The organism is Prevotella sp. oral taxon 313 (assembly GCF_003043935.1).
In the GTDB taxonomy this organism is placed as follows: domain Bacteria; phylum Bacteroidota; class Bacteroidia; order Bacteroidales; family Bacteroidaceae; genus Prevotella; species Prevotella jejuni.
This window is the reverse complement of sequence record NZ_PYXE01000001.1, coordinates 2,410,055-2,430,862: the sequence shown is the minus strand read 5'-3', so window position 1 is coordinate 2,430,862 and position 20,808 is coordinate 2,410,055. Positions and strand designations below refer to the sequence as shown.

Here is a 20,808-nt window from a genome sequence, read left to right as displayed (position 1 = left end):
TTCTATTGTTTTAAGAGCAAACTTTAGTCTTTGGATAACTAACTTGTTTCCCTCTATAATTATATTCAATTTGCATCTTATTCTTTATTGTAAATTCGTCCATTCTTGCATCGCAAAAATCACACGGTTTTATACCTTCAATTTTAACTGTTTTACCTGTAGGAGTTTTAATAAATGTTGGTTCAGAATTTATTGTAAGTTTTGTTCCCTCAAGATTTCCAGCATGTCTTGTTTCTATTGTTTTTAGTATTTTCTGCTCAGAATCTCCTACTCTCCCAGGTATTGTTTTTGCTTTAGGATCCGGCTTCATAGTTCCAGAGTCAAGTAAACTTCCATCTGAATCATGAAGCCACCAAGACGTTTTGTTTAACCCCAACAAATCCATCCGATTATTTGAATCACTTACATACCCATACAGCGTTGGATTATTTCCTGCTAATCCTATCGGGTCCTGGCTGATGTAAATGCCAATCCTCGGGTCATAATACCTGAACCTGTTGTAATACAGTCCAGTCTCCTCGTCCTCATACTGTCCTAACTGGCGGAAAGGAATGAACTGCCTGCTGCCGTTAAGGTTGCGGACGTTACCATAGATGTCATAGTCTGCCTGCCAGACAATATTACCATTATCATCGTACGCTTGGACAGGACGACCGATGTAGTCGCTGACGATACTGTAATGCCTGTCACCAACAATCTTGGCAGTAGGGACGTAGCTGTCACTGTCGTAAACCCACGTGATGGGATTCTCAACTGGTTCTGGTCTGTCAAGTGTGACCTCACCAGTCTCGGTAACAATCGTATTCGGACGGTCAGCCTCGGCATAGTCCCACTCATGTAGGATGACATCACCATTCCAGAGGTAGCGATATACTCGTCCATCAAAGACCTTCTCAATGCGTCTGCCTAAAGCGTCATACTTGAACGTAACGGTCTTGCCGTCCGGCCGTGTTACACTTCTAAGCATACCATTGCCCTGCCATGTATAGGCATAGTCACCGCTCTGCCAAGCAAGGAACTCATCCCGCATTCCAGTTTCAAGGGATGGTCCCGACCTGCGCATGGTCTTCAGCACAAGGTTGCCATGGCTGTCATAATAATACCGCCACTTCTTGTCCTCACGCAGCTGTCCACCACGACCATAGCTCCTGTCCGTTCGGTCAGGGCTATCGTACACGTTACCCATCAGGTCCGGGTTGCGCCACTGACGGCTGCCGTCACCAAATACTGCCCCTGACAGAGAACCGAAGGTATCATAATCGTAACGGACACTTCTGCCGTTTATTGTGTCAAACGTTCGTAAAAGACGAAGATTATCACCCCAAGTATATGACTTGTCATACAGCGTTTGACCATTATGACGGACACGCTGATGTGCAGGACGGCCAATGCTGTCATAGTGCATAGTATTCTCTACACAGCCAGGCATCATACGTGATGTTTCACGCCCGAATCGGTCGTATACTATATCCGCCTCCCAAGGCTTCCTCTTTCCTGACATACCAGCTGATATGTGGTTGACAGCGCCTTTTATATCATATCCGTAGGTAATACTTCCTCCTAATGCACTGACGATATTTGAAAGTTGGGAACGCTCATCATACTTATGCTCCACTGTACGCCCGTCCTGCGTTTCCTTTATGACCTGCCCCAAAGCATTACGCACGAACTCCGTCACGCTGTCTCTGTTGTACGCTTTGGTGAGTCTTCCGGCCTTATCGTACTCCCAAGCCTCCCAACTACCATCGGTGTACTTGTTATAGGTAAGTCGTCCAGCTTGGTCATGCTGATGATGCACAGCCGTACCATCAGGCAGCTGTGTAGTAATCACCGTGCCGTCAAGGTCACGGATATAGTGGCGTTCCGCTCCGTCGAAGCCCCTCTCACAGATGATCTCGCCATTAAGGTCACGTTCAAAGAAGTATCGTTCACCGTGTTCGTTCTCGACAAACTTCAGCCTGTCATAGGAATCATACTCATAGTTCAGCGCACTGACCATGCGCATACTGCTTGTCCGTCGTGTCTGACGGCGCAGGTTACCCATAGGAGTGTACTCCATAGTCCACACCTCGTTGCCACTGGTAACTTCAACAGGCAGGTCGTAGGCATCGTAGGAGATGCGCATCACGCTCTGCCCAGGAGTTGCGTAGCGAGTAACACGGCCAAGTCGGTCACGTTGCCATTCTGTACTATTCCCATCCGCATGCCTGTGTTTCAGTGGACGCCCATAGTCATCGTAAGCGAATGTTTCACAAACGCCATGCCCATCTGTAATATTTGAGATTAATCCTAAAGTGTCATATTGTAGAACAGCACGTAGTTCTTCACCATACTCAATAGCAGAAGGCTGCTGCTTATCCTTCTCGTATGTATAAGTAACAACAGTACCATCCGCTTCCTTATGTTTCAGCAACAGTGCAGTCTCTTTATCATAGACCCATTCTTCTCTATTACCAGCAGCATCCGTACGTGCTATTAGGCGATTATGGTCATCATACTCATAAACTGTCTCAGCTCCGTCAGCAGCCGTCAATCTTATAAGGTTACCACGGTCATCATAATCATATCCTACGACCTTACCCTCTGGTGTACCCACCAACGTGCGTTCATGCCAGGAATTATATCCATACCAGGTCTCGCCACCCATGGCATCCACCTTTTTATATACAAGGTTGTTATCGTCATAATAATACTGCTCCGTAGCTCCTGTAGCAGAGTATCTTACTTCATTATATCCGTCATGGTAAGAGATATAACCCTCCTGTACGCCACCTTCACCAGTAGTATGGATAACACGTCCCTCGGCATCATACTCCCATGTATACATCATATTGTTGCGGTTACGACGTAGAACGACTCTATTGGCACCATCATATTCAAACTCAATACTTTTACCAAATCGATCACGTACACGTATGAGATTACTCTTTTCATCATAGTCGTATGCCACCAATTGATCTATGACATCACCATGTTTATACATTGCTGAGCGGATAAGACCTCGTTCCTCATCCTGTCCAAAGATTATAAGACGTCCAAGGTGGTCCTTAATAGTAGAAAGCAAGTGCTTACGCCCACTATAATCCAACAATAGGAAACCACCTCCCACATAGTCTATCCTTTCAGTAAGATATATTGTACCGTACTCCTCGTCAGAGAAGGCACGATAGGTGCGAATTTCTGTCTCTGTCCTTACAATCCATTTAGATTTGTTTGGCCTATGCTGCCATAGCTTTAGAGAACGATAATACTCCTCTTTGCCTCCCACTTCTGGCATTGGAATCGGGAATACTTGATTCTCATCTGGGTTATTGTAAGCTGCAACTCCGTCTGCTTCTTGTGGGATGATGAACAGATCATAGTTACAAATCACTCCATTACCCATAATGCCAGAATAAGTAATGTCACTCTGCCACGCACTTGTCCAACGAATGGTACGCTCACCAAATAGCTCAAAGTCGTCCCAAGAGAAATTCATTGCTCCCGTGACAAAATTCACTGGCTCCAAACCGAAGAAACACAACAATTTAGATATAGGGTTCTTACCGAATTTACCCTGAAGGAAATGATTAAATTTGGTCAATCCTTTTTTGGCAATTGCTCCCAGCGCTTTCATGAATAGTACAGCTGCTGCACGCATCAAGATATCAGAAAGCGTGTACTTATGAGGGATGAAAGTTCCACCTACCAGCACAGGCGGTTTGACGTTTATTTGCACATACATTGTTAATATATGCTGGTAGAGAGCAAGCCATGCTGGAGGAAAATATTGGTGTCCGAAGGGTATACCCCAACAAGTCAGAACCTGCTGAGGGAATGATCCACTGCACTCACTACCATTGATAATGACACTTTCCGACCCGAAATAGATTTCACCATCATGCGGACCTTCCAAGTCTCCTAAGAATATTTTATAGAAAGGCAGACCACCTGTTATATGTTTGATAGGTATAATATTCCCAACCATAGCTGCTCCTAACATACTTGCAGCGCCACCTTTAGGTTTTATAGAACAACCAAATCCAAAGACAGATGTTGTTGTCGTAGCCTTAATACGACCATGAACAAAAACTGATGCTCCCATAGGAATCTTTTCTGGGAGGTTGAACATTTTTTGTAACAGAGAAGGGACTGGTATGCTAAAGTCTGCATACTCCATGGGGTCAAAGATAAATCCTATGAAAGGGTGTGGTAGGGGAAGAGGAATAGGTGGCACAGGAAGCTTCGTCCAGTGGATGTCTATACCTAATACCAAATCAAAATGTTTGGCCACATGCTGTACGGCAGTACTCGTTACATTGGCTTTCTTTGCTATTATCTTCATGAGGATACACTTGTTAAGGGTGAATGATATAGGTCATCCATGTTGGGGACTTGTATGTTAGTTTGCCAATCTGCACCTAAATATTGCTCCATTTGTTTGCAAAGTTCTTCTGCCTTTTTAGAGTTTCCATATTTCTTTAGTAATAGAGTAGCTATGTAAGCTAATGAACTTTGTTGTCTTTCCTCATTGTTCATAGTCATACCTATCTCTATACACTTCTCATAATAAGCAATGGTTTGTGAATCTGTAAATGTACCATCTTGTATTTGACCCATAATACGATAACACTCCATTTCCAGTAATGGATTCTTTATATTCTTTGCAATCTCAGCTGATTTCTCAAACGCATCTATTGCATCCTCTTTTCTTCGTATAGCAAGCAAGAAACCACCATAATTCACATGCATCTGTGCAGACAATAGAGTTTCTTCACCAGTAAGACTCAATAAGGTACGGAATGTGTCATGTGCTTTCTCCTGTTCATTTTGTGTAAGCCATACATAAGCATCTAAGAGGTGAGCTGTACATAGCACATCCTTAAGATTGTGTCGGCTGGCTATGGCAATAGCTTTAGCCAAAGCTACATGAGCATTATCAAACTCGTGCCTGCTAAAGTGAACGTTTGCCAATAGCATTTGTTGTTGCAGAACATTTTCTTCATCATTAGGATCTGCAGCAGTCTGGGCTGCCACATTGTTCATCAAAGAAGCAATGTCAGTACCGGTAAGTACAAATTCATGTCTGTTATTAGGCAGTTTCTTTAACAGCCGACCTTCATGTTTTTCAAGAACTACAATCTTGACATCACTGCTATTCATATTAGCACACCAATCAAACAGCCACTGTTCATATAAAGGTATACTACTTATCTGTTGTGGTGATAAGAGAATAAATATCTTGTGTCCACGTAGTGGCGGAAAAGATTCGTATAGTCCTATTAGCGCCTTAGCAGTATTCCCTGCATCAGTCTTTACTTTATCATTAGGAACGATAATGTCCGTATTCCATTCTTTACATGGAACAGAAGTCAGATTATGTTCTCTCCACAACTTATAAACCAAATGTAGTTCTTCTAATAGCTCTGCACCATACCGCTGTGCATCCTCAAATGGTTTATAATTCACAAGGAAAACGTCGTTACTTTCTACCTCATCTGCACCATGACTCTTAAAATAAACATCAAACATGTTTAGAGTGTGCTTCTCGCCCAAGCATACAAATAGTGGTTTATCGGTATGTGCTTTTACTTGCTCATACCATTGTCTGTCTATCTTTAGTAATTCCAATCGTACTGGATTCATACCACTATTAGTTTAGTTTTACTTTACTTCCACCTACAATCACCTCACTTGATGCGGTAACAGACGTTGTTCCACTACTTGAACTTACATTAGTCTCACTGGTGCCATCAATACAAGTCTTTGCAGAAGTTATGTTAAGGTCTGTCGTAGTCATACCAATACCAGTACTTGGTGTCTCGCCTTCCCCTACACCAGCGACAATACTTGATGTACCTGCCATGGAGATATCCGTGCCTCCAACTGATATCTCCTTACCATTTATCTTTATCGTACCATCTTTGTGCAACTCAATAGTAGCACTACCACAGGAGATGAGTATTTTGTCAGACGAATCAAATGTGGCATTACCAGAACCGTCCATGTGAATGCTGGTCTTTCCTGGATCTGATAACGTGACACTGCCTACAGAATCATTAAGTTTCAAGGCACAGCCAGTGCGACTGGTAAGGCTCTTGCAGTTGTTGCCTTGACCACCGCCACCACCTGTTGTTCCATTAAACAGGCTACCCATAACGTATGGTCTTGCGGGGTCGCCATGGCGGAAGCCGAGGAGGACTTGGTCGCCTACCTCTGGGATAAACACAAAGCCACGGTTGCTCTTTACGTCTTTACTGCCACCACCATCTGGTGTCATCACACGTACCCAACTTGTTCGCATGTTATCGGTCTGCCAATTCATGCGCACCTGCACACGCCCTGCTCCGTGTGGGTCGGCATTGCTGAGTACCGTTGCCATCTGCGTTTCAGCCAGAGGCATTTCAACCTTTGGGTTAGGCAGACTCATTACAGTACCAGGAATGGCTTTGAAACGGTTTTTGTAGTAACAGCTCTCGCTCACTTCATGGGTCATCTCGATGATGATGAAATCGCCTAAGCTCTCTTGTGAGAGATTGCCAACTCCCTTTAAGAAAGAACTATACAAACTTATCACCGAACCCACGTGTAACCTTGGGTCCTGGCTTTCGGCTGTGACGTAATGGGTTTCAGCCGTTTCGGCTGCTTGTTTTAGGAGTACATAATTCTCAAGATCATTGATAGAGCTGACACGCTGTATGGAGTATTGGCGAGCCGCCTTAGGGTAGGAGGGGAGCGCAGCACGAAATGCATCACCCGCCATCCTGTCATGTCCGTAAGCTTTATCGGGCGTCTTGCGGTCCATCTCACGGTTTGCACCAGAATGGAACGTAAACACCTGTTCTGGACGAGCTAATGTTTGTAGACCGATATTGAGGGAACTCAGCGACGTACCAAATTCCATCTTGATAGGGTCTGGCAATCGTCTTGGCTTACCGAAGACAAGTTTCAGACCATCATAATACATCCACTCCTGATACTGCAAGGCGAGACGACGAACGAAATCGAAGTCAGATTCCTCGTATTGGCAGATGTAATCCAACTGTTTCTTGTGTGCTGCATTCAATGCCAATTGTACCTTACCATCACTGCACAGACTCTTTACGACATCACCAATCGACCTGTCATTCCATGAGTAACAGCTCGGTGCTGTCTCCATACGATAAGTAGAGGAGTAGCCAGACACCTGTATATACCCGAAGTCGCTACCATCGCGATGCAACTCAATGTTCGTCACTATCCCGCAGAAGAATGGTTTGCTCGCAGCTTTCACTATGATATCCTTGCCGAGCCACTCTTTACTGCTACTGATGTTATGCACCTGTCTGTTACCTCCCGACTCAAGGTCAACCGTGAGGTCAAAGTGATGATGTGCACCAGTACTTTGGTCGATACGAAGTGATTTGAAAGAAGAAAGTCCATCCTTTCCTATGGTGATGGAGATGGGATTAAAAGGTATTGCCATTGAATATATTTTTTGAGGTAATTAAGGCTGAAAAGCGTTTTAATAAAATTTGTTTCCTATATATAATAAGGTGGCGACCTCAGCAGCTTATAGGTATGTCCTACTGCGATGAGACCTAAATAGAAAGCTAAAAGGACCATGTCAAGCACGTAGCCCGACACAGTCCTTAAGTTTCTTAGACCTATGAACGAGGCCAGCGGTTGTCGAGTTCGGCATTACCCACGGTGATATTCTCAGCAGAGAAGGTCATAGCGATGGTCATCGGTGCCTCGTTGTTTACGTCGAGCGTCTCCTTGTAGTGAACGATGTAAGCATTCTTGAAAGAGATCTCCTTCATCTTAGCATCCTCTTCGCTCTTCTTGTAAACAATCTTACCCTCAACAGGTTTGAACTGACTGTTGAGCATAGCCTCAATAGTAGAAGTGTCATCAGTAGACTCGATAGTAACGCTGATACGACCACCAGAAATACTTGATGCAGGCTGACCCTTCTTGTCAGTCGTACGACTGAACTCGTAGTTAGAATAGAGTACGTCGTACTCCTTGCCACCTAATTCCAATGTTGCTCTAAATGAACTCATGATAGATAATTTTAAAGTAGTTAGAAAAAAAAGAAAACGAGGTCATCTTAATTTCTCTCACGTATGAGAAACAATAAAAGAGAAAACCCCTAACAACGTTTTGAAGTCTCCTCTGCGTGTGGCTGTAAAACAGTCTTGCTCTTTGGAAGAAGAGGAAGATTTGCAATCTGTTGTCATTTTCGTTGTCAAAAGTAATTATATAATTTTATAAAAGCAATTGATACAACACTAAATAACAAAGGTTTAATATCTTATACACATTCAAAGCCATCTTCATTCTGCCCCTTATCCACTCTTTGTCATTATGTCCTTCTGTCTATGTAAGAGCTTTCAGTCACTCTATGTCATTATGTCCTTCTGTCTGAGAATATTAAAATCTCCAATCGTTCAGTGCTTTCAGTCACTCTATGTCATTATGTCATTCTGTCTGAGAAGATTAAAAGCGTTGTTCAATTTGTCCCCTCTGTCTTAGTGTAATTCGCATAATTCGTAGTTCTTTGTAGATAGTTGTTTAGTATAGTCCATACCAGTCTTATTCCCATGTGGCATTATATCATCTTTTAATATGTCATTCTATTTATGGATAGTCCGTCTTTGTGCCACTCAATTAAACCGGCGTATTTGTATGTCTGTGGAACTCAATGTGATTATGAAAAGTCTCAACAAAAATGTAGTGAAAGGTAGGGGGTAATGGCGAAGATTATATACATGATTCACGTCTATAATCTGCATTAAATCAGTGTGTTGTGAGCAGTGGCGGAGAAGATGCTTATTAAAACACAAGAAGAGCCTTAACAAGCATCAAGAAGGGCGTGTTCTTGAAGGCTGAAGGGCGTCTTCTTGAACCATGAAAAGTAAGTATTAGCGATGGTGTATGCGATAAATTTTTACATCATCTATCTTTTTCCTTAGTTTTATTCATGGCTGGTTTATATGGGAACTCTACGCCTATACCTCTAAATCGTACAATTAATTTCTTAAGGTCGGGACGATGTCATTTCAACTGTCCTACCAGCTAACACAATAAAAAGTTTGTCGACCGTTTCCAATTATTATATGTTCTTGAAGTTACATATCCAAAGATAAGGAAGCTCAGAAATACTGTCGTATCTTTGCAACATCAAGAAAAACGATGGTTTATATCACCAGTGAATTACAAACCATACTTTGTATCGAATCCAGCGTGATTTTACCAAGAGAAAGACTGCTCCGGTATGCCCATCAGCATTCCTCATGCTCCTAAAGAAATGAAGCCAATGACACCATTCAGATGTCGTACCCCATCTTCATTCTGCCCCTTATCCACTCTTTGTCATTATGTTCTTCTGTTTATGTATGAGCTTTCGGTCACTCTATGTCGTTATGTCCTTCTGTCTGAGAGCATTTAAAGTGTTGTTCATTCTGTATCCTCTGTCTTCGTGCAATTCGCGTAATTCGTAGTTCTTTGTAGATAGTTGTATAGTATAGTTCATACCAGTCTTATTCCCATGTGGCATTATATCATCTTTTTATATGTCATTCAATCTATGAACAGTCCGTCTTCCTCCCATTTAAGTAAGCCGTAGTGTTTGCTTGTCTGTGTAACTCGATGTGAGTATGAAAAGTCTCAATAAAAATGTAGTGAAAGGTAGGGGTTAATGACGAAGGCTATATACATGGTTCACGTCTATATTTAATTATTAATTTTGTTGACTGCTAAAACTATAACAGTTTACTCCTTATGCTAATTCTTTTCTAAGTAGATAATATTGTGTTTCTTTTGTAAGAATAAGCCTTCTAACCAAATAAAGTTTGTTTACTTCCGGTTGTATAGCTCTTTATAAACAACAATATGCTTGTATAGCAGTAATATATTACATGGTATTTGGCCCTCAATACCATTGGTGTTCACCGCTAACAGCACATGTGTTGGGTAAGAACATATCAGTATAAGTTGTAAAATAGAATCCTGATGTTTATTAATTCTATGAGATGAGAATAATTGTAATACAGCATTTTACCCCCTTCTTTTCTGTCTTATCTCGTTTTTTTTTACTACTTTTGTACGCAAATGACGTTAAGAGAATTAAAACCTACGAATATTGATGAGTGAGAACAAACTTTCCACTAATGAACAAGCACAGACTGCTGATGCGCCTGTAAAGGCCAGTTATACCGAATATAAGGTAATATCATCGCAGGGATACTGTATGATAGTGAAGTGTCGTAAGGGCGACCAGACCGTCGTTCTGAAGACACTGAAGGATGCGTATCGTGAGCGTGCGTTGCTTCGTAATGCATTGAAACGTGAGTTTAAACAGTGCCAACGACTCAATCATGCTGGTATTGTACGCTATCAAGGGTTGGTAGAGGTTGATGGTTACGGACTTTGTATTGAGGAAGAGTATGTAGAAGGACGTACTTTACAGGCTTATCTTAAGGAGAGTCATACCGATGATGAGAAGCTTGGTATCATCAATCAGATTGCTGATGCACTGCGTTATGCCCATCAGCAAGGGGTTATCCATCGTAACCTAAAGCCATCAAATGTACTTGTTGCCAATCAAGGTGACTATGTTAAACTCATTGATTTCAGTGTTCTTTCGCCTGAAGATGTGAAGTTGACAGCTGATACAACACGCTTCATGGCACCAGAGATCAAGGATGAGACGATGGCAGCTGACGGTACGGCTGACATCTATTCCCTCGGTACTATCATGAAGGTGATGGGTTTGACATTAGCTTATAGCGATGTTATTAAGCGTTGTTGTGCCTTTAAGCGGAGCGACCGTTATAGTAATATTGATGAGTTCTTAGCCGACTTAAATAATGAAGGACCATCGTTCACTATGCCAAAGATAGGCAAAGGCACTGTTATGTTGGCTTTGATTGCTGCTGTGGTGATAGGAGTTGGCATATTGTTATATAACTATGGTGGTGCTTTAGTCGACCAGGTTGGTAAGATTGATATGTCATCTGTCTTTAAGTCAGACGCAGAGACGGCGCCTGAAGACACGGTAAAGATGAAGCCTTCAGCACAGTCAGACAGTCTTTCGACAGCTACTGAGCAGCCAGCCACTGGTAAGCTTGCTTTTATGAATAAGATGAAGCCAGCCCTTTATAAGGACCTTGACCGTCTCTTTGAGAAGAATTCTGCAGACAAGGCGAAGCTTACAAAGGCTATTAAGGCCTATTACAAGGGACTTATTCAGGCCAACGACACACTCGACAGTGAGCAGCGTGCAGAAGTGGATCGTGTCTTTGGCGATTATGTAAAGCAGAAGAAGGCTGCGTTGAAATAATAGCTACGAATGCGGATGAATATATGGTAGACAGCTTATAAGGATGTTACCTAACTCATTCGGCGGTTAGTCTTATAGATGACAGGGGCAGAGTCTGTGCTTTCTTTCAATACCTTTAATACGTATGAGAGGGAGACAGTGTCTGTCCCTGTCTGTTTTTAACCATTATATCTACACTGAAAAGTAGATGTGTTATGGGATAGGTATAGTATTATTGAGGGTCATGTTATGTTCATGCTTTCAGTATATAGCTATAAAACCTATGAGTAATTTGACAGAAGAGAAATAATAGCTAACTTTTTAAGGAGATTAAATAAATATAATATGAAGGACCTAAAGTATTATACATGCATCTATGATTCTGATAACATAGATTTGTATTTTCTTGAAGAAAGTGGTAGTTGTAGCCTTGTGATGAAAGAGTTTCGTAATAATTATGACCGCTTTTATGAGGCAATTATAGCTACTGGAGATGCATTAACATTGACAGATTACCCATCATCAGACGATGAGTTAAGTTTAACAGAGCGTGTAAGCTTTCTCTTTGGAACGCAGAATGGTTATTGTCGGTTTGTGAGGATGTGCGAAAAGCAGGGTTTTGAAGTTAAAGATATAACGTGGTAATAATTAAAGGATGAGTAACAATCAATCCCAGATGACAGGTGCTTATGGTGAAGCACTTGTCGTAACAGAGCTTATCAAGAGAGGTTATGTAGCACTGAATGCCAATTCATCGGTAAGAAATCATAGGTCAATAGATATTGTATGTATTAGATATGATGACGCTACTTGGACGCATAAGTCATTGTTGATACAAGTGAAAGCTCGTAGAGGGAGAGACTTTCCAACAGGATTTAATCTATCTGAGAGTATTAATATAGACCTTTTAAATAAAGAGATTAAGGGACCTTATGTGTTTATTTATTTGAAAGATGAGAATAGTCCCGAGTATTATATCTTGTCAAGAAAACAACTGATTAAACTCCTCTCTGGTTTGCATATTGCATTTTGTAAGAATATAAAAGGGAATACTTCACGAATAAATAGTGAGCCTGCGATGCTTTCTTTACGTTTTATACAGGGTGAGAATGGCAAGAAAGGTACGAGGTTAGAGGGATATATAAACCCTTATCCTGGTAATATCTTCCATAATGCTTGGGGATAATATATGGGAAGAATGATAGACTTAAAGGATGAATAACAATGTGTAGAATTATATATAAGCTACTGCTTCCTGCTTTACTGTTTGCAAGCAACATACAAGCACAGACACCATCGATGAGTCGTCGACAGGCAGCAGGACGGTCAATGGAACAGCAGGGGTTGGTAAATATAAAGCATGTAGTACCTTCTATCAAGGTGGCACTGATGTATGCTCGTACGGATAACTTCTGTAATCGTGTACTCTATCATGAGCTTCGTGACGCCTACGTATTACCTGCTTGTGCAGAAGCATTGCGTAAAGCGCAGGCGGAGTTGAAGCGTCGTCGTCCAGATTTGAGCCTTTGTATCTTCGATGCCACACGGCCGATGAGCGTGCAGCAGACGATGTGGGACGCAGTGAAAGATACCCCAAAGTATTTCTATGTGTCTAATCCTGCGCACGGAGGAGGTATGCATAACTATGGAATGGCTGTAGATATCAGTATCTGCAAGGCCTCATGGAATGATGCTACATGGCGTGATGGTGGCACACGTTGTTTGATAGATACGATCCCAATGGGTGCAAAAGTCGACCACATGGGACTGGTCAGTCATATCGACAAAGAGAATGAGCTCGTTTCTCATCGACTAATCTCTCGTGAGGCATTCGCCAACCGCAGACTCCTTCGTGAGGTGATGAGTGCTGCAGGCTTCATGCCTTTACGTACAGAGTGGTGGCACTTCAACCTTTGTACAAGGGCCTGGGCAAAGAAGAATTTGAGGGTGGTGAGGTAAAAAAAGATGCCTCACCCCCGCCCCCTCTCCGAATGGAGAGGGGAGTGATTACCGACTTTGCTACTGTGATAGATGGTAAGAATAAAATTCTAAGGACTATTAAGGCAATACAAATATAGGATTAGATGAAGCAAAAAAACGATATAAGTCATTCAGAACTACCACTGCCAAGATATGTGCGGGACGTTCTAAGCAAACATAACATTTCACTCCCCTCTCCACTCGGAGAGGGGGCGGGGGTGAGGCTTCTTGCCCTTCAATCCCACCGTTACCCCGATATTGATATGCCGTACCTGCTCAATCAGCTTACAGGATGGCAGACAGCACGTACGAAACTACCGTCTTGGGCAGCGAAGGAGGATATCATCTATCCCCCACATCTGTCTATGGAACAGTGTTCGAGTGAGCATACTGCGGAGTATAAGGCGCAGTTGGTATCACGTTTAATAAGGCTGTCCTCTTTGGTTACTAATAGTCCTCAAAATGAGCAGAGCAGTCCTTCTGTAGTGGAAAGTGCGACACTGACGCCACGAGAAGGAACTGAGCAGAAAGGTAGGGGAGAGACCTTCTGCGACCTAACAGGTGGCTTTGGTGTTGATTTCTCCTTTATGTCACGTCGCTTTGAGCGTGCTATTTATGTCGAACAACAGGAGGAGTTGTGCGAAGTGGCACGTCATAACTTTCGTGCCTTAGGCTTAACACAAGCCGAGGTAGTCAATGGCGACGGTACAGCCTACCTCCATCAGCTCGACTATGTAGCCGTGATATTCCTCGACCCAGCCCGCCGTAACGAGCAGGGAGGCAAGACCGTGCTGATAAGTGATTGTACCCCTGATGTCTTAACATTAGAGGAAGAGCTCTTGGAGAAGGCCGACACGGTTGTAATAAAGCTATCGCCTATGCTCGATTGGCACCGTGCAGTAGACGAACTCAACCGTTTGGATAGCGTTGTTCGTGAGGTTCATATCGTTTCCGTACGCAATGAATGTAAAGAGTTGTTGCTTGTTTTGCAGAAGACTAAGGGTGAGATGGAGGCGACGACGGCTGTAGACAAAAGCTTACAGATGTTCTGTGTGAATGATGATAGTGTCGTTTCTTATTCCCTTCGAGAGACTTTAGGAGTGTCACAGCGTATCCTCTCGACAGCCCCCATGGCCGGTCAGTATCTCTATGAGCCTAATGCTTCGTTGATGAAAGCAGGCTGTTTCTCCCTTCTCACCGCCCGTTATTCATTGTCAGCATTAAGTTTGAATTCTCATCTTTTTGTCTCTGATGAGGCCATCGATGCTTTCCCTGGTCGTAAGTTTAGGATAACAGCCGTCTCTTCGTTTAATAAGAAGGAATTACGTCATAGTCTGTCAGGGATAGACAAGGCCAATCTTGCTGTGCGCAATTTCCCTATGAGTGTTGCTGAACTCCGTAAACGGCTAAAGATAAAAGAAGGAGGTGACAACTACCTCTTTGCTACCACAGATGCAGAAAACAAACATCTCCTCTTCGTTTGTGAGAAGATAGGCATGTAGACTGGCACTACCTTCAATAAAACAATGGTGTGATGGTAGACTTTATGGACGATTGGAATATGTTTGTAACAGCGTGTTTTAGAAGTGTGCCGAGCATGAAGACGAATAGTTTTAATGGCAGATATGTAGGATACTGAGGCCTAATACGGTATGTGAAGTTGGTGAATATCAGTGCTATTAACAGATGATAGAAGTCCATATAGTCAATAAAAAGGAGTCTAAATTTGCCTATCTATCTTTTTTTTAGTACTTTTGCACGTTTAAGATTAGGAAAATAACGAAATAAGATATTAAATGTCATCAGTTCAGATAAAGCGAGTAGAGACGAAGAAAGACCTAAAGGCTTTCATTGAGTGTCATTATGATCTCTACGAGGGCAATCAGTATGATGCCCCAAACCTCTATAGCGATGAGTTGAAAACGTTGTCAAAGGACAAGAATGCTGCCTTTGACTTTTGCGAAGCTGAGTATTTCCTTGCCTTGAAAGAAGGCAAGGTAGTAGGGCGTGTAGCCGGTATCATCAATAATAGAGCAAACGAGAAATGGGGTACGAAGGATGTCCGCTTCGGCTGGATAGACTTCATTGACGATATAGAAGTGTCAAAGGCTTTGTTAAAGGCGGTCGAAGACTATGGTAAAGAAAAGGGCATGGACTCTATCGTTGGACCGCTCGGTTTCACCGATATGGACCCAGAGGGCATGTTGACATGGGGCTTCGATCAGCTCGGTACAATGGCAACCAGCTACAACTATGATTATTATCCAAAGCACATGGAGAAGCTTGGTGGCTGGGAGAAGGATAATGATTATGTAGAATATAGGCTTGATGTCCCAGAGACAGCACCAGAGAAATATACCAAGATAGCGGAGATGGTGGAGAAACGTTACAATCTCCATGCACGCAAACTGACCAAGAAAGATATCTTCGAAGGCGGCTATGGTAAGAAGCTCTTCGACTTAATCAATGTTACTTACTCTCATCTCTATGGCTTCTCTGAGTTGAGTGAACGTCAGATAGACCAGTATGTCAAGATGTACTTCCCTCTTGCCGACCTCGATCTGATAACTGTTGTAGAGGATGGGAATAAGGACAACCAGTTAGTTGGGCTTGCTATTACAATTCCATCACTGACTCGTGCGTTACAGAAGTGCCACCGTGGACGTCTTTTCCCATTCGGATGGTGGCATTTACTACGTGCAATAAAGTTCCATAAGACGGAGGTTGTAGACCTTCTCCTTATTGGTGTTCTACCAGAGTATCGCTCAAAGGGAGCTAATTCCCTTGTCTTCGCTGACCTCATTCCACGTTATGTGAAGTACGGCTTCAAGTGGGGTGAAACGCATGTGGAGATGGAAACCAACGAAAGCGTACAGAGTCAGTGGGGCCCATTAGACCCAACAATGCACAAGAAGCGTAGATGCTATAGGAAAGCTATTGGGTGATAAATGTTGAGTGTTGGGTGTTGATGGACAGTTTTAACATGTGTTCTTTCTATAATTTCACGTGTTTCTTCTATTTCAACACCTAATTGCTCATTAATGAACACTCAATATCATAAAATAGCTAAGCCCTTATCACCTAATAATTAACCCTCAATAACCAATAATTCACAGCCAACAACCCAGCACATGGATAAATCATCAACACCCAACCTTCAGTCCCCAACACCCAACACTCAACCCCCAACACCCGTTTCTTACACTGACGATAATATCCGACATCTATCGGATATGGAGCACGTACGTACCCGTCCGGGTATGTATATTGGTCGTTTGGGCGATGGAAAGTTGCCTGAAGATGGTATTTATGTACTCTTGAAGGAGGTTATTGATAACTCTATTGACGAGTTTAAGATGAATGCTGGCGACCGTATCGAGGTTGATGTGGATGAAAACCTGCGTGTTAGTGTGCGCGACTATGGTCGTGGTATTCCACAGGGAAAGCTTGTTGAGGCTGTATCAGTGTTGAATACGGGTGGTAAGTATGACTCCAAAGCGTTCAAGAAGAGTGTTGGCTTGAATGGAGTAGGTGTGAAAGCTGTTAATGCGTTGAGTTCTCATTTCGAGGTGAAGAGCTACCGTGATGGGAAGGTACGCGAACTGTCGTTTGAGAAAGGAAACCTCCAAAGCGACAAAACAAAGAAATCGACTGATGAGAATGGAACCTACATCTATTTCGAACCAGACGATACTCTTTTCAAGCATTATAGCTTCCATGATGATATAGTAGAGGAGATGCTCCGTAACTATACCTACCTGAATACAGGATTGACCATCATGTACAATGGGCGTCGCATACTTAGTCGACACGGCTTAAAGGACCTTCTGACTGATAATATGACTGTTGATCCATTGTATCCTATCGTCCACATGAAGGGAGAGGATATTGAGATTGCTTTCACACACACCAATCAATATGGCGAGGAGTACTACTCCTTCGTGAATGGACAGCATACAACGCAGGGCGGTACACATCAGACAGCCTTTAAGGAGCATATTGCCAAGACGATAAAAGAGTTCTTCGGCAAGTATGAGTATGGTGACATTCGTAACGGGTTGGTGGCTGCCATCGCTGTAAACGTTGAAGAACCAGTATTCGAATCACAAACTAAGATTAAGTTAGGGTCCACACAGATGTCGCCTGATGGGGAGTCTATCAATAAGTATGTGGGCGACTTTATCAAGACAAACGTCGACAACTACCTCCATATCCATAAGGAAGACTTCACCGATATACTTGAGAATAAAATCAAGGAGACCGAGCGAGAGCGTAAGGCAATGGCTGGTGTAACGAAGTTGGCACGTGAGAGAGCGAAGAAAGCCAACCTCCATAACCGTAAGTTACGTGACTGTCGTGTACACTATTGTGACGTGAAGAACGATCGAAAAGAGGAGAGTTCTATCTTTATAACAGAGGGTGATTCGGCCAGTGGAAGTATCACTAAGAGTCGTGATGTCAACACACAAGCAGTCTTCTCATTGCGTGGTAAGCCGCTTAACTGCTTCGGATTGACAAAGAAAGTAGTGTATGAGAATGAGGAGTTCAACCTTCTTCAGGCTGCGCTCGATATTGAGGACGGACTCGACTCACTCCGATATAATAAGGTGATAGTGGCTACGGATGCCGATGTCGACGGTATGCACATCCGTTTGTTGATAATAACTTTCTTCCTTCAGTTCTTCCCTGAGCTGATTAAGAAAGGGCATGTATATGTCCTTCAGACGCCCCTTTTCCGTGTTCGCAACCGTCGAACAAAAATCAAGGACAAGCAGGTTATTGCTGATGCCGACGCCCGTCGTGCGAAAGGAGAGAAGAAGAACGACTTTATCACACGCTACTGTTACTCTGAAGAGGAGCGTGTGGCAGCTATCAACGAACTTGGCCCAGAACCAGAGATAACACGATTCAAAGGTCTTGGAGAGATTTCCCCTGATGAGTTCGCACACTTTATAGGACCCGACATGCGCCTTGAACAGGTCACACTCCATAAGAATGATCAAGTTGCAAAGTTGCTTGAGTACTATATGGGAAAGAACACTATGGAGCGTCAAAACTTCATCATTGACAACCTCGTAATAGAAGAGGACTTGCCTGACGTGGAGAAAGAGTAAAGGGTTTTATTTGAAAGGGTGCTATAGAGGCTAACTCTTACTTCCAAATAAGGTTCACACAGAGTCAAGGAGGGCACGGAGTAGAGAGGTGCCTTTGGCACAAAGAGGTGCTGGAAGACTTTTTTAGCTTGAAAACGAGGAGGAGTGAGAATAAGGAGAATTGTAATCCTTGAACGTAATCTATTATAGATAGTAGAACTATAACCTTAAAGAATCATGGAAAAAATATCAGATGAATACACACATAGGCTTTTAGCCTGTGCTTACACAGTTCACTCATTATTGGGGCCAGGGCTCTTAGAGAGTGTCTATGAGAAGGCTTTGATGTATGAATTGACACAGAAAGGCTTTAAGGTAGAAAGACAGGTGCCCATAAAAGTACTGTACAAAGGAATAGAACTTGGAGAGGTCTATCGAATAGATTTGCTGGTTGATGGAAAAGTTATTATAGAAATTAAGTCGGTGGGAGAGTTGTTACCAGTGCATTTTAAGCAATTAATGACTTATTTAAAGTTACAGAATCTAAGATATGGTTATCTTATAAACTTTGATGTTACTATGCTTAAGGACGGTATTCATAGAGTTCTTAATGGTTATTAATAATTACTCCTAAAACTCTCTTAGTGCTTTAGCACCTCCGTGAATGTTAAAAAACTATCCTAAAGAGTATATTCTTTTTCACTCAGTGCTCTCCGTTTCTCTGTGTGAAATCTTATTGATACGAATAGATAAGGATAAGAAGAAACAAAATAATTTATAAGTTCTAAATGATGAAAAAAGCAATTATAATATTATTGATGATGGCTTTGCTGCCAGTTGTTGGTAAGGCGCAGGTTAAAGGTAATATGGGCTCCGACTCTCCTTTACGGAAGTTGCAGATAGCAGAGATGGCTATCACTAACTTCTATGTAGACTCTGTGAACGAGCAGAAGTTAGTCGAAGATGGTATTAGGGGTATGCTTGAGAAGCTCGACCCCCATTCTACCTACACGGATGCGAAGGAGACCAAGGCAATGAACGAACCACTGCAAGGCGACTTTGAGGGTATTGGCGTACAGTTCAATATGATTGAAGACACACTTGTCGTTATTCAGCCTGTTGTCAATGGTCCTTCTCAGAAGGTGGGAATCCTGGCGGGCGACCGTATCGTCAGTGTGAACGACTCTACAATAGCTGGCATAAAGATGTCACGTATCGACATCATGAAGATGCTTCGTGGTAAGAAGGGAACGAAGGTGAAGTTGGGTATTGTGCGTCGTGGCGTGAAAGGGGTGCTTACCTTTGTCGTTACACGTGCTAAGATACCTGTCCATACTATCAATGCCTCTTATATGATACGTCCTAATGTGGGCTATATCCGTATAGAGAGCTTCGGTATGAAGACACATGACGAGTTCATGGCGGCTGTTGACTCACTGAAGAAGAAGGGCATGAAGACCCTCCTTCTCGACCTACAAGACAATGGTGGCGGTTATCTTCAGTCGGCTGTTCAGATATCAAATGAGTTCCTCAAGAACAATGATATGATTGTTTACACCGAAGGACGACGCGCTCGTCGACAGAATTTCAAGGCGATTGGCAATGGACGTCTGCAGGATGTGAAAGTCTATGTATTGGTGAATGAGCTCACGGCTTCGGCTGCAGAGATTGTTACAGGTGCTATTCAGGATAACGACCGTGGAACGGTTGTTGGTCGTAGAACCTTTGGTAAGGGACTTGTACAGCGTCCACTCGACCTGCCTGATGGTAGTATGATTCGTCTGACTATCGCTCATTACTACACCCCAAGTGGCCGTTGTATTCAAAAGCCATATAAGAAAGGCGACCTAAAAGATTACGAGATGGATATTGAGAAACGCTATAAGCATGGCGAGTTGACCAATCCTGACAGTATTCAATTCTCTGATTCTTTGAAGTATTACACCATTCGCAAGCACCGAGTTGTCTATGGTGGCGGTGGTATAATGCCTGATAACTTTGTCCCACTCGATACTGCTAAGTTCACACGTTATCATCGTATGTTAGCTGCAAAGAGTATTATCATCAATGCTTACTTGAAGTATGTTGATGCTAATCGGCAAGCGTTAAAGGCCAAATACAAGTCGTTTGACGCATTTAATAAGGGTTATGATGTACCACAGTCATTGCTCGATGAAATCGTCGCAGAGGGCAAGAAAGAGAAGATAGAACCTAAGGATGCGGCCGAGTTAAAGGCTACGCTTCCTAATATTGCACTACAGATAAAGGCGCTCACAGCCCGAGACATCTGGGATATGAATGAGTATTTCCGTGTATGGAATGCGCAGAGTGATATCGTCAATAAGGCGGTAGAGTTGGCTACGGATAAGTAGTTAGATAAGAGAATGTGCTCTGGCCCGTTGCTGTTGACGTCTATGACGACGCAATAGGTAAGTGAGGAGTATATGAAAA

General features: G+C 42.8%; 13 protein-coding genes. 9 read left to right on the top strand and 4 right to left on the bottom strand.

What is annotated here, in order from left to right; all coding sequences use genetic code 11:
* Positions 1 to 10 precede the first annotated feature (10 nt).
* The 4 genes from AXF23_RS09505 to tssD form a co-directional block, all read right to left on the bottom strand.
* On the bottom strand, positions 11 to 4,324 hold the full coding sequence (locus tag AXF23_RS09505; RefSeq protein ID WP_304598327.1) for an RHS repeat-associated core domain-containing protein: 4,314 nt from the start codon (positions 4,322 to 4,324) through the stop codon (positions 11 to 13).
* Positions 4,321 to 5,625 (bottom strand): tetratricopeptide repeat protein, encoded by a 1,305-nt coding sequence (locus tag AXF23_RS09500; RefSeq protein ID WP_107625137.1) that lies wholly within the window; start codon positions 5,623 to 5,625, stop codon positions 4,321 to 4,323. The genes AXF23_RS09505 and AXF23_RS09500 overlap by 4 nt, the downstream gene beginning before the upstream one ends.
* A gap of 7 nt (positions 5,626 to 5,632) precedes the next feature.
* Complete coding sequence (locus tag AXF23_RS09495; RefSeq protein WP_107625136.1) at positions 5,633 to 7,444, bottom strand: type VI secretion system Vgr family protein; 1,812 nt, start codon at positions 7,442 to 7,444, stop codon at positions 5,633 to 5,635.
* Positions 7,445 to 7,625: 181 nt separating this feature from the next.
* Positions 7,626 to 8,024: a type VI secretion system tube protein TssD gene (tssD, locus tag AXF23_RS09490; protein ID WP_004384141.1), complete on the bottom strand. Its 399-nt coding sequence runs from the start codon at positions 8,022 to 8,024 to the stop codon at positions 7,626 to 7,628.
* A gap of 2,084 nt (positions 8,025 to 10,108) precedes the next feature.
* Here tssD and AXF23_RS09485 point away from each other — a divergent pair.
* The 9 genes from AXF23_RS09485 (at position 10,109) to AXF23_RS09445 (ending at position 20,729) form a co-directional block, all read left to right on the top strand.
* Positions 10,109 to 11,305 carry a serine/threonine protein kinase gene (locus tag AXF23_RS09485; protein WP_009011070.1) on the top strand — a complete coding sequence of 399 codons (1,197 nt, stop codon included), beginning with the start codon at positions 10,109 to 10,111 and terminating at the stop codon, positions 11,303 to 11,305.
* A 324-nt stretch (positions 11,306 to 11,629) separates the two neighbouring features.
* Entirely contained in the window at positions 11,630 to 11,929 is a 300-nt protein-coding gene (locus tag AXF23_RS09480) for a hypothetical protein (protein WP_107625135.1), read from the top strand.
* Positions 11,930 to 11,939: 10 nt separating this feature from the next.
* On the top strand, positions 11,940 to 12,470 hold the full coding sequence (locus AXF23_RS09475) for a hypothetical protein (RefSeq protein ID WP_146156737.1): 531 nt from the start codon (positions 11,940 to 11,942) through the stop codon (positions 12,468 to 12,470).
* A 38-nt stretch (positions 12,471 to 12,508) separates the two neighbouring features.
* Entirely contained in the window at positions 12,509 to 13,243 is a 735-nt protein-coding gene (locus AXF23_RS09470; RefSeq protein WP_107625133.1) for a M15 family metallopeptidase, read from the top strand.
* A 125-nt stretch (positions 13,244 to 13,368) separates the two neighbouring features.
* Positions 13,369 to 14,766, top strand: coding sequence for a THUMP-like domain-containing protein (locus AXF23_RS09465; protein WP_107625132.1), 1,398 nt, complete (start codon positions 13,369 to 13,371; stop codon positions 14,764 to 14,766).
* 294 nt (positions 14,767 to 15,060) lie between these two features.
* Positions 15,061 to 16,209 carry an N-acetyltransferase gene (locus AXF23_RS09460; protein WP_089365366.1) on the top strand — a complete coding sequence of 383 codons (1,149 nt, stop codon included), beginning with the start codon at positions 15,061 to 15,063 and terminating at the stop codon, positions 16,207 to 16,209.
* Positions 16,210 to 16,395: 186 nt separating this feature from the next.
* Complete coding sequence (locus AXF23_RS09455; protein WP_199222178.1) at positions 16,396 to 18,378, top strand: DNA topoisomerase IV subunit B; 1,983 nt, start codon at positions 16,396 to 16,398, stop codon at positions 18,376 to 18,378.
* A gap of 216 nt (positions 18,379 to 18,594) precedes the next feature.
* Entirely contained in the window at positions 18,595 to 18,978 is a 384-nt protein-coding gene (locus tag AXF23_RS09450) for a GxxExxY protein (RefSeq protein ID WP_009011063.1), read from the top strand.
* Positions 18,979 to 19,145: 167 nt separating this feature from the next.
* Positions 19,146 to 20,729, top strand: coding sequence for a S41 family peptidase (locus AXF23_RS09445; protein ID WP_107625131.1), 1,584 nt, complete (start codon positions 19,146 to 19,148; stop codon positions 20,727 to 20,729).
* Positions 20,730 to 20,808: the final 79 nt, after the last annotated feature.

What these genes read in the sequence shown, in the direction of transcription:
- AXF23_RS09505 (WP_304598327.1), bottom strand. Translation starts at nt 4,324, where the DNA reads ATGAAGATAATAGCAAAGAAAGCCAATGTAACGAGTACTGCCGTACAG.
- AXF23_RS09500 (WP_107625137.1), bottom strand. Translation starts at nt 5,625, where the DNA reads ATGAATCCAGTACGATTGGAATTACTAAAGATAGACAGACAATGGTAT.
- AXF23_RS09495 (WP_107625136.1), bottom strand. Translation starts at nt 7,444, where the DNA reads ATGGCAATACCTTTTAATCCCATCTCCATCACCATAGGAAAGGATGGA.
- tssD (WP_004384141.1), bottom strand. Translation starts at nt 8,024, where the DNA reads ATGAGTTCATTTAGAGCAACATTGGAATTAGGTGGCAAGGAGTACGAC.
- AXF23_RS09485 (WP_009011070.1), top strand. Translation starts at nt 10,109, where the DNA reads ATGAGTGAGAACAAACTTTCCACTAATGAACAAGCACAGACTGCTGAT.
- AXF23_RS09480 (WP_107625135.1), top strand. Translation starts at nt 11,630, where the DNA reads ATGAAGGACCTAAAGTATTATACATGCATCTATGATTCTGATAACATA.
- AXF23_RS09475 (WP_146156737.1), top strand. Translation starts at nt 11,940, where the DNA reads ATGAGTAACAATCAATCCCAGATGACAGGTGCTTATGGTGAAGCACTT.
- AXF23_RS09470 (WP_107625133.1), top strand. Translation starts at nt 12,509, where the DNA reads ATGTGTAGAATTATATATAAGCTACTGCTTCCTGCTTTACTGTTTGCA.
- AXF23_RS09465 (WP_107625132.1), top strand. Translation starts at nt 13,369, where the DNA reads ATGAAGCAAAAAAACGATATAAGTCATTCAGAACTACCACTGCCAAGA.
- AXF23_RS09460 (WP_089365366.1), top strand. Translation starts at nt 15,061, where the DNA reads ATGTCATCAGTTCAGATAAAGCGAGTAGAGACGAAGAAAGACCTAAAG.
- AXF23_RS09455 (WP_199222178.1), top strand. Translation starts at nt 16,396, where the DNA reads ATGGATAAATCATCAACACCCAACCTTCAGTCCCCAACACCCAACACT.
- AXF23_RS09450 (WP_009011063.1), top strand. Translation starts at nt 18,595, where the DNA reads ATGGAAAAAATATCAGATGAATACACACATAGGCTTTTAGCCTGTGCT.
- AXF23_RS09445 (WP_107625131.1), top strand. Translation starts at nt 19,146, where the DNA reads ATGATGAAAAAAGCAATTATAATATTATTGATGATGGCTTTGCTGCCA.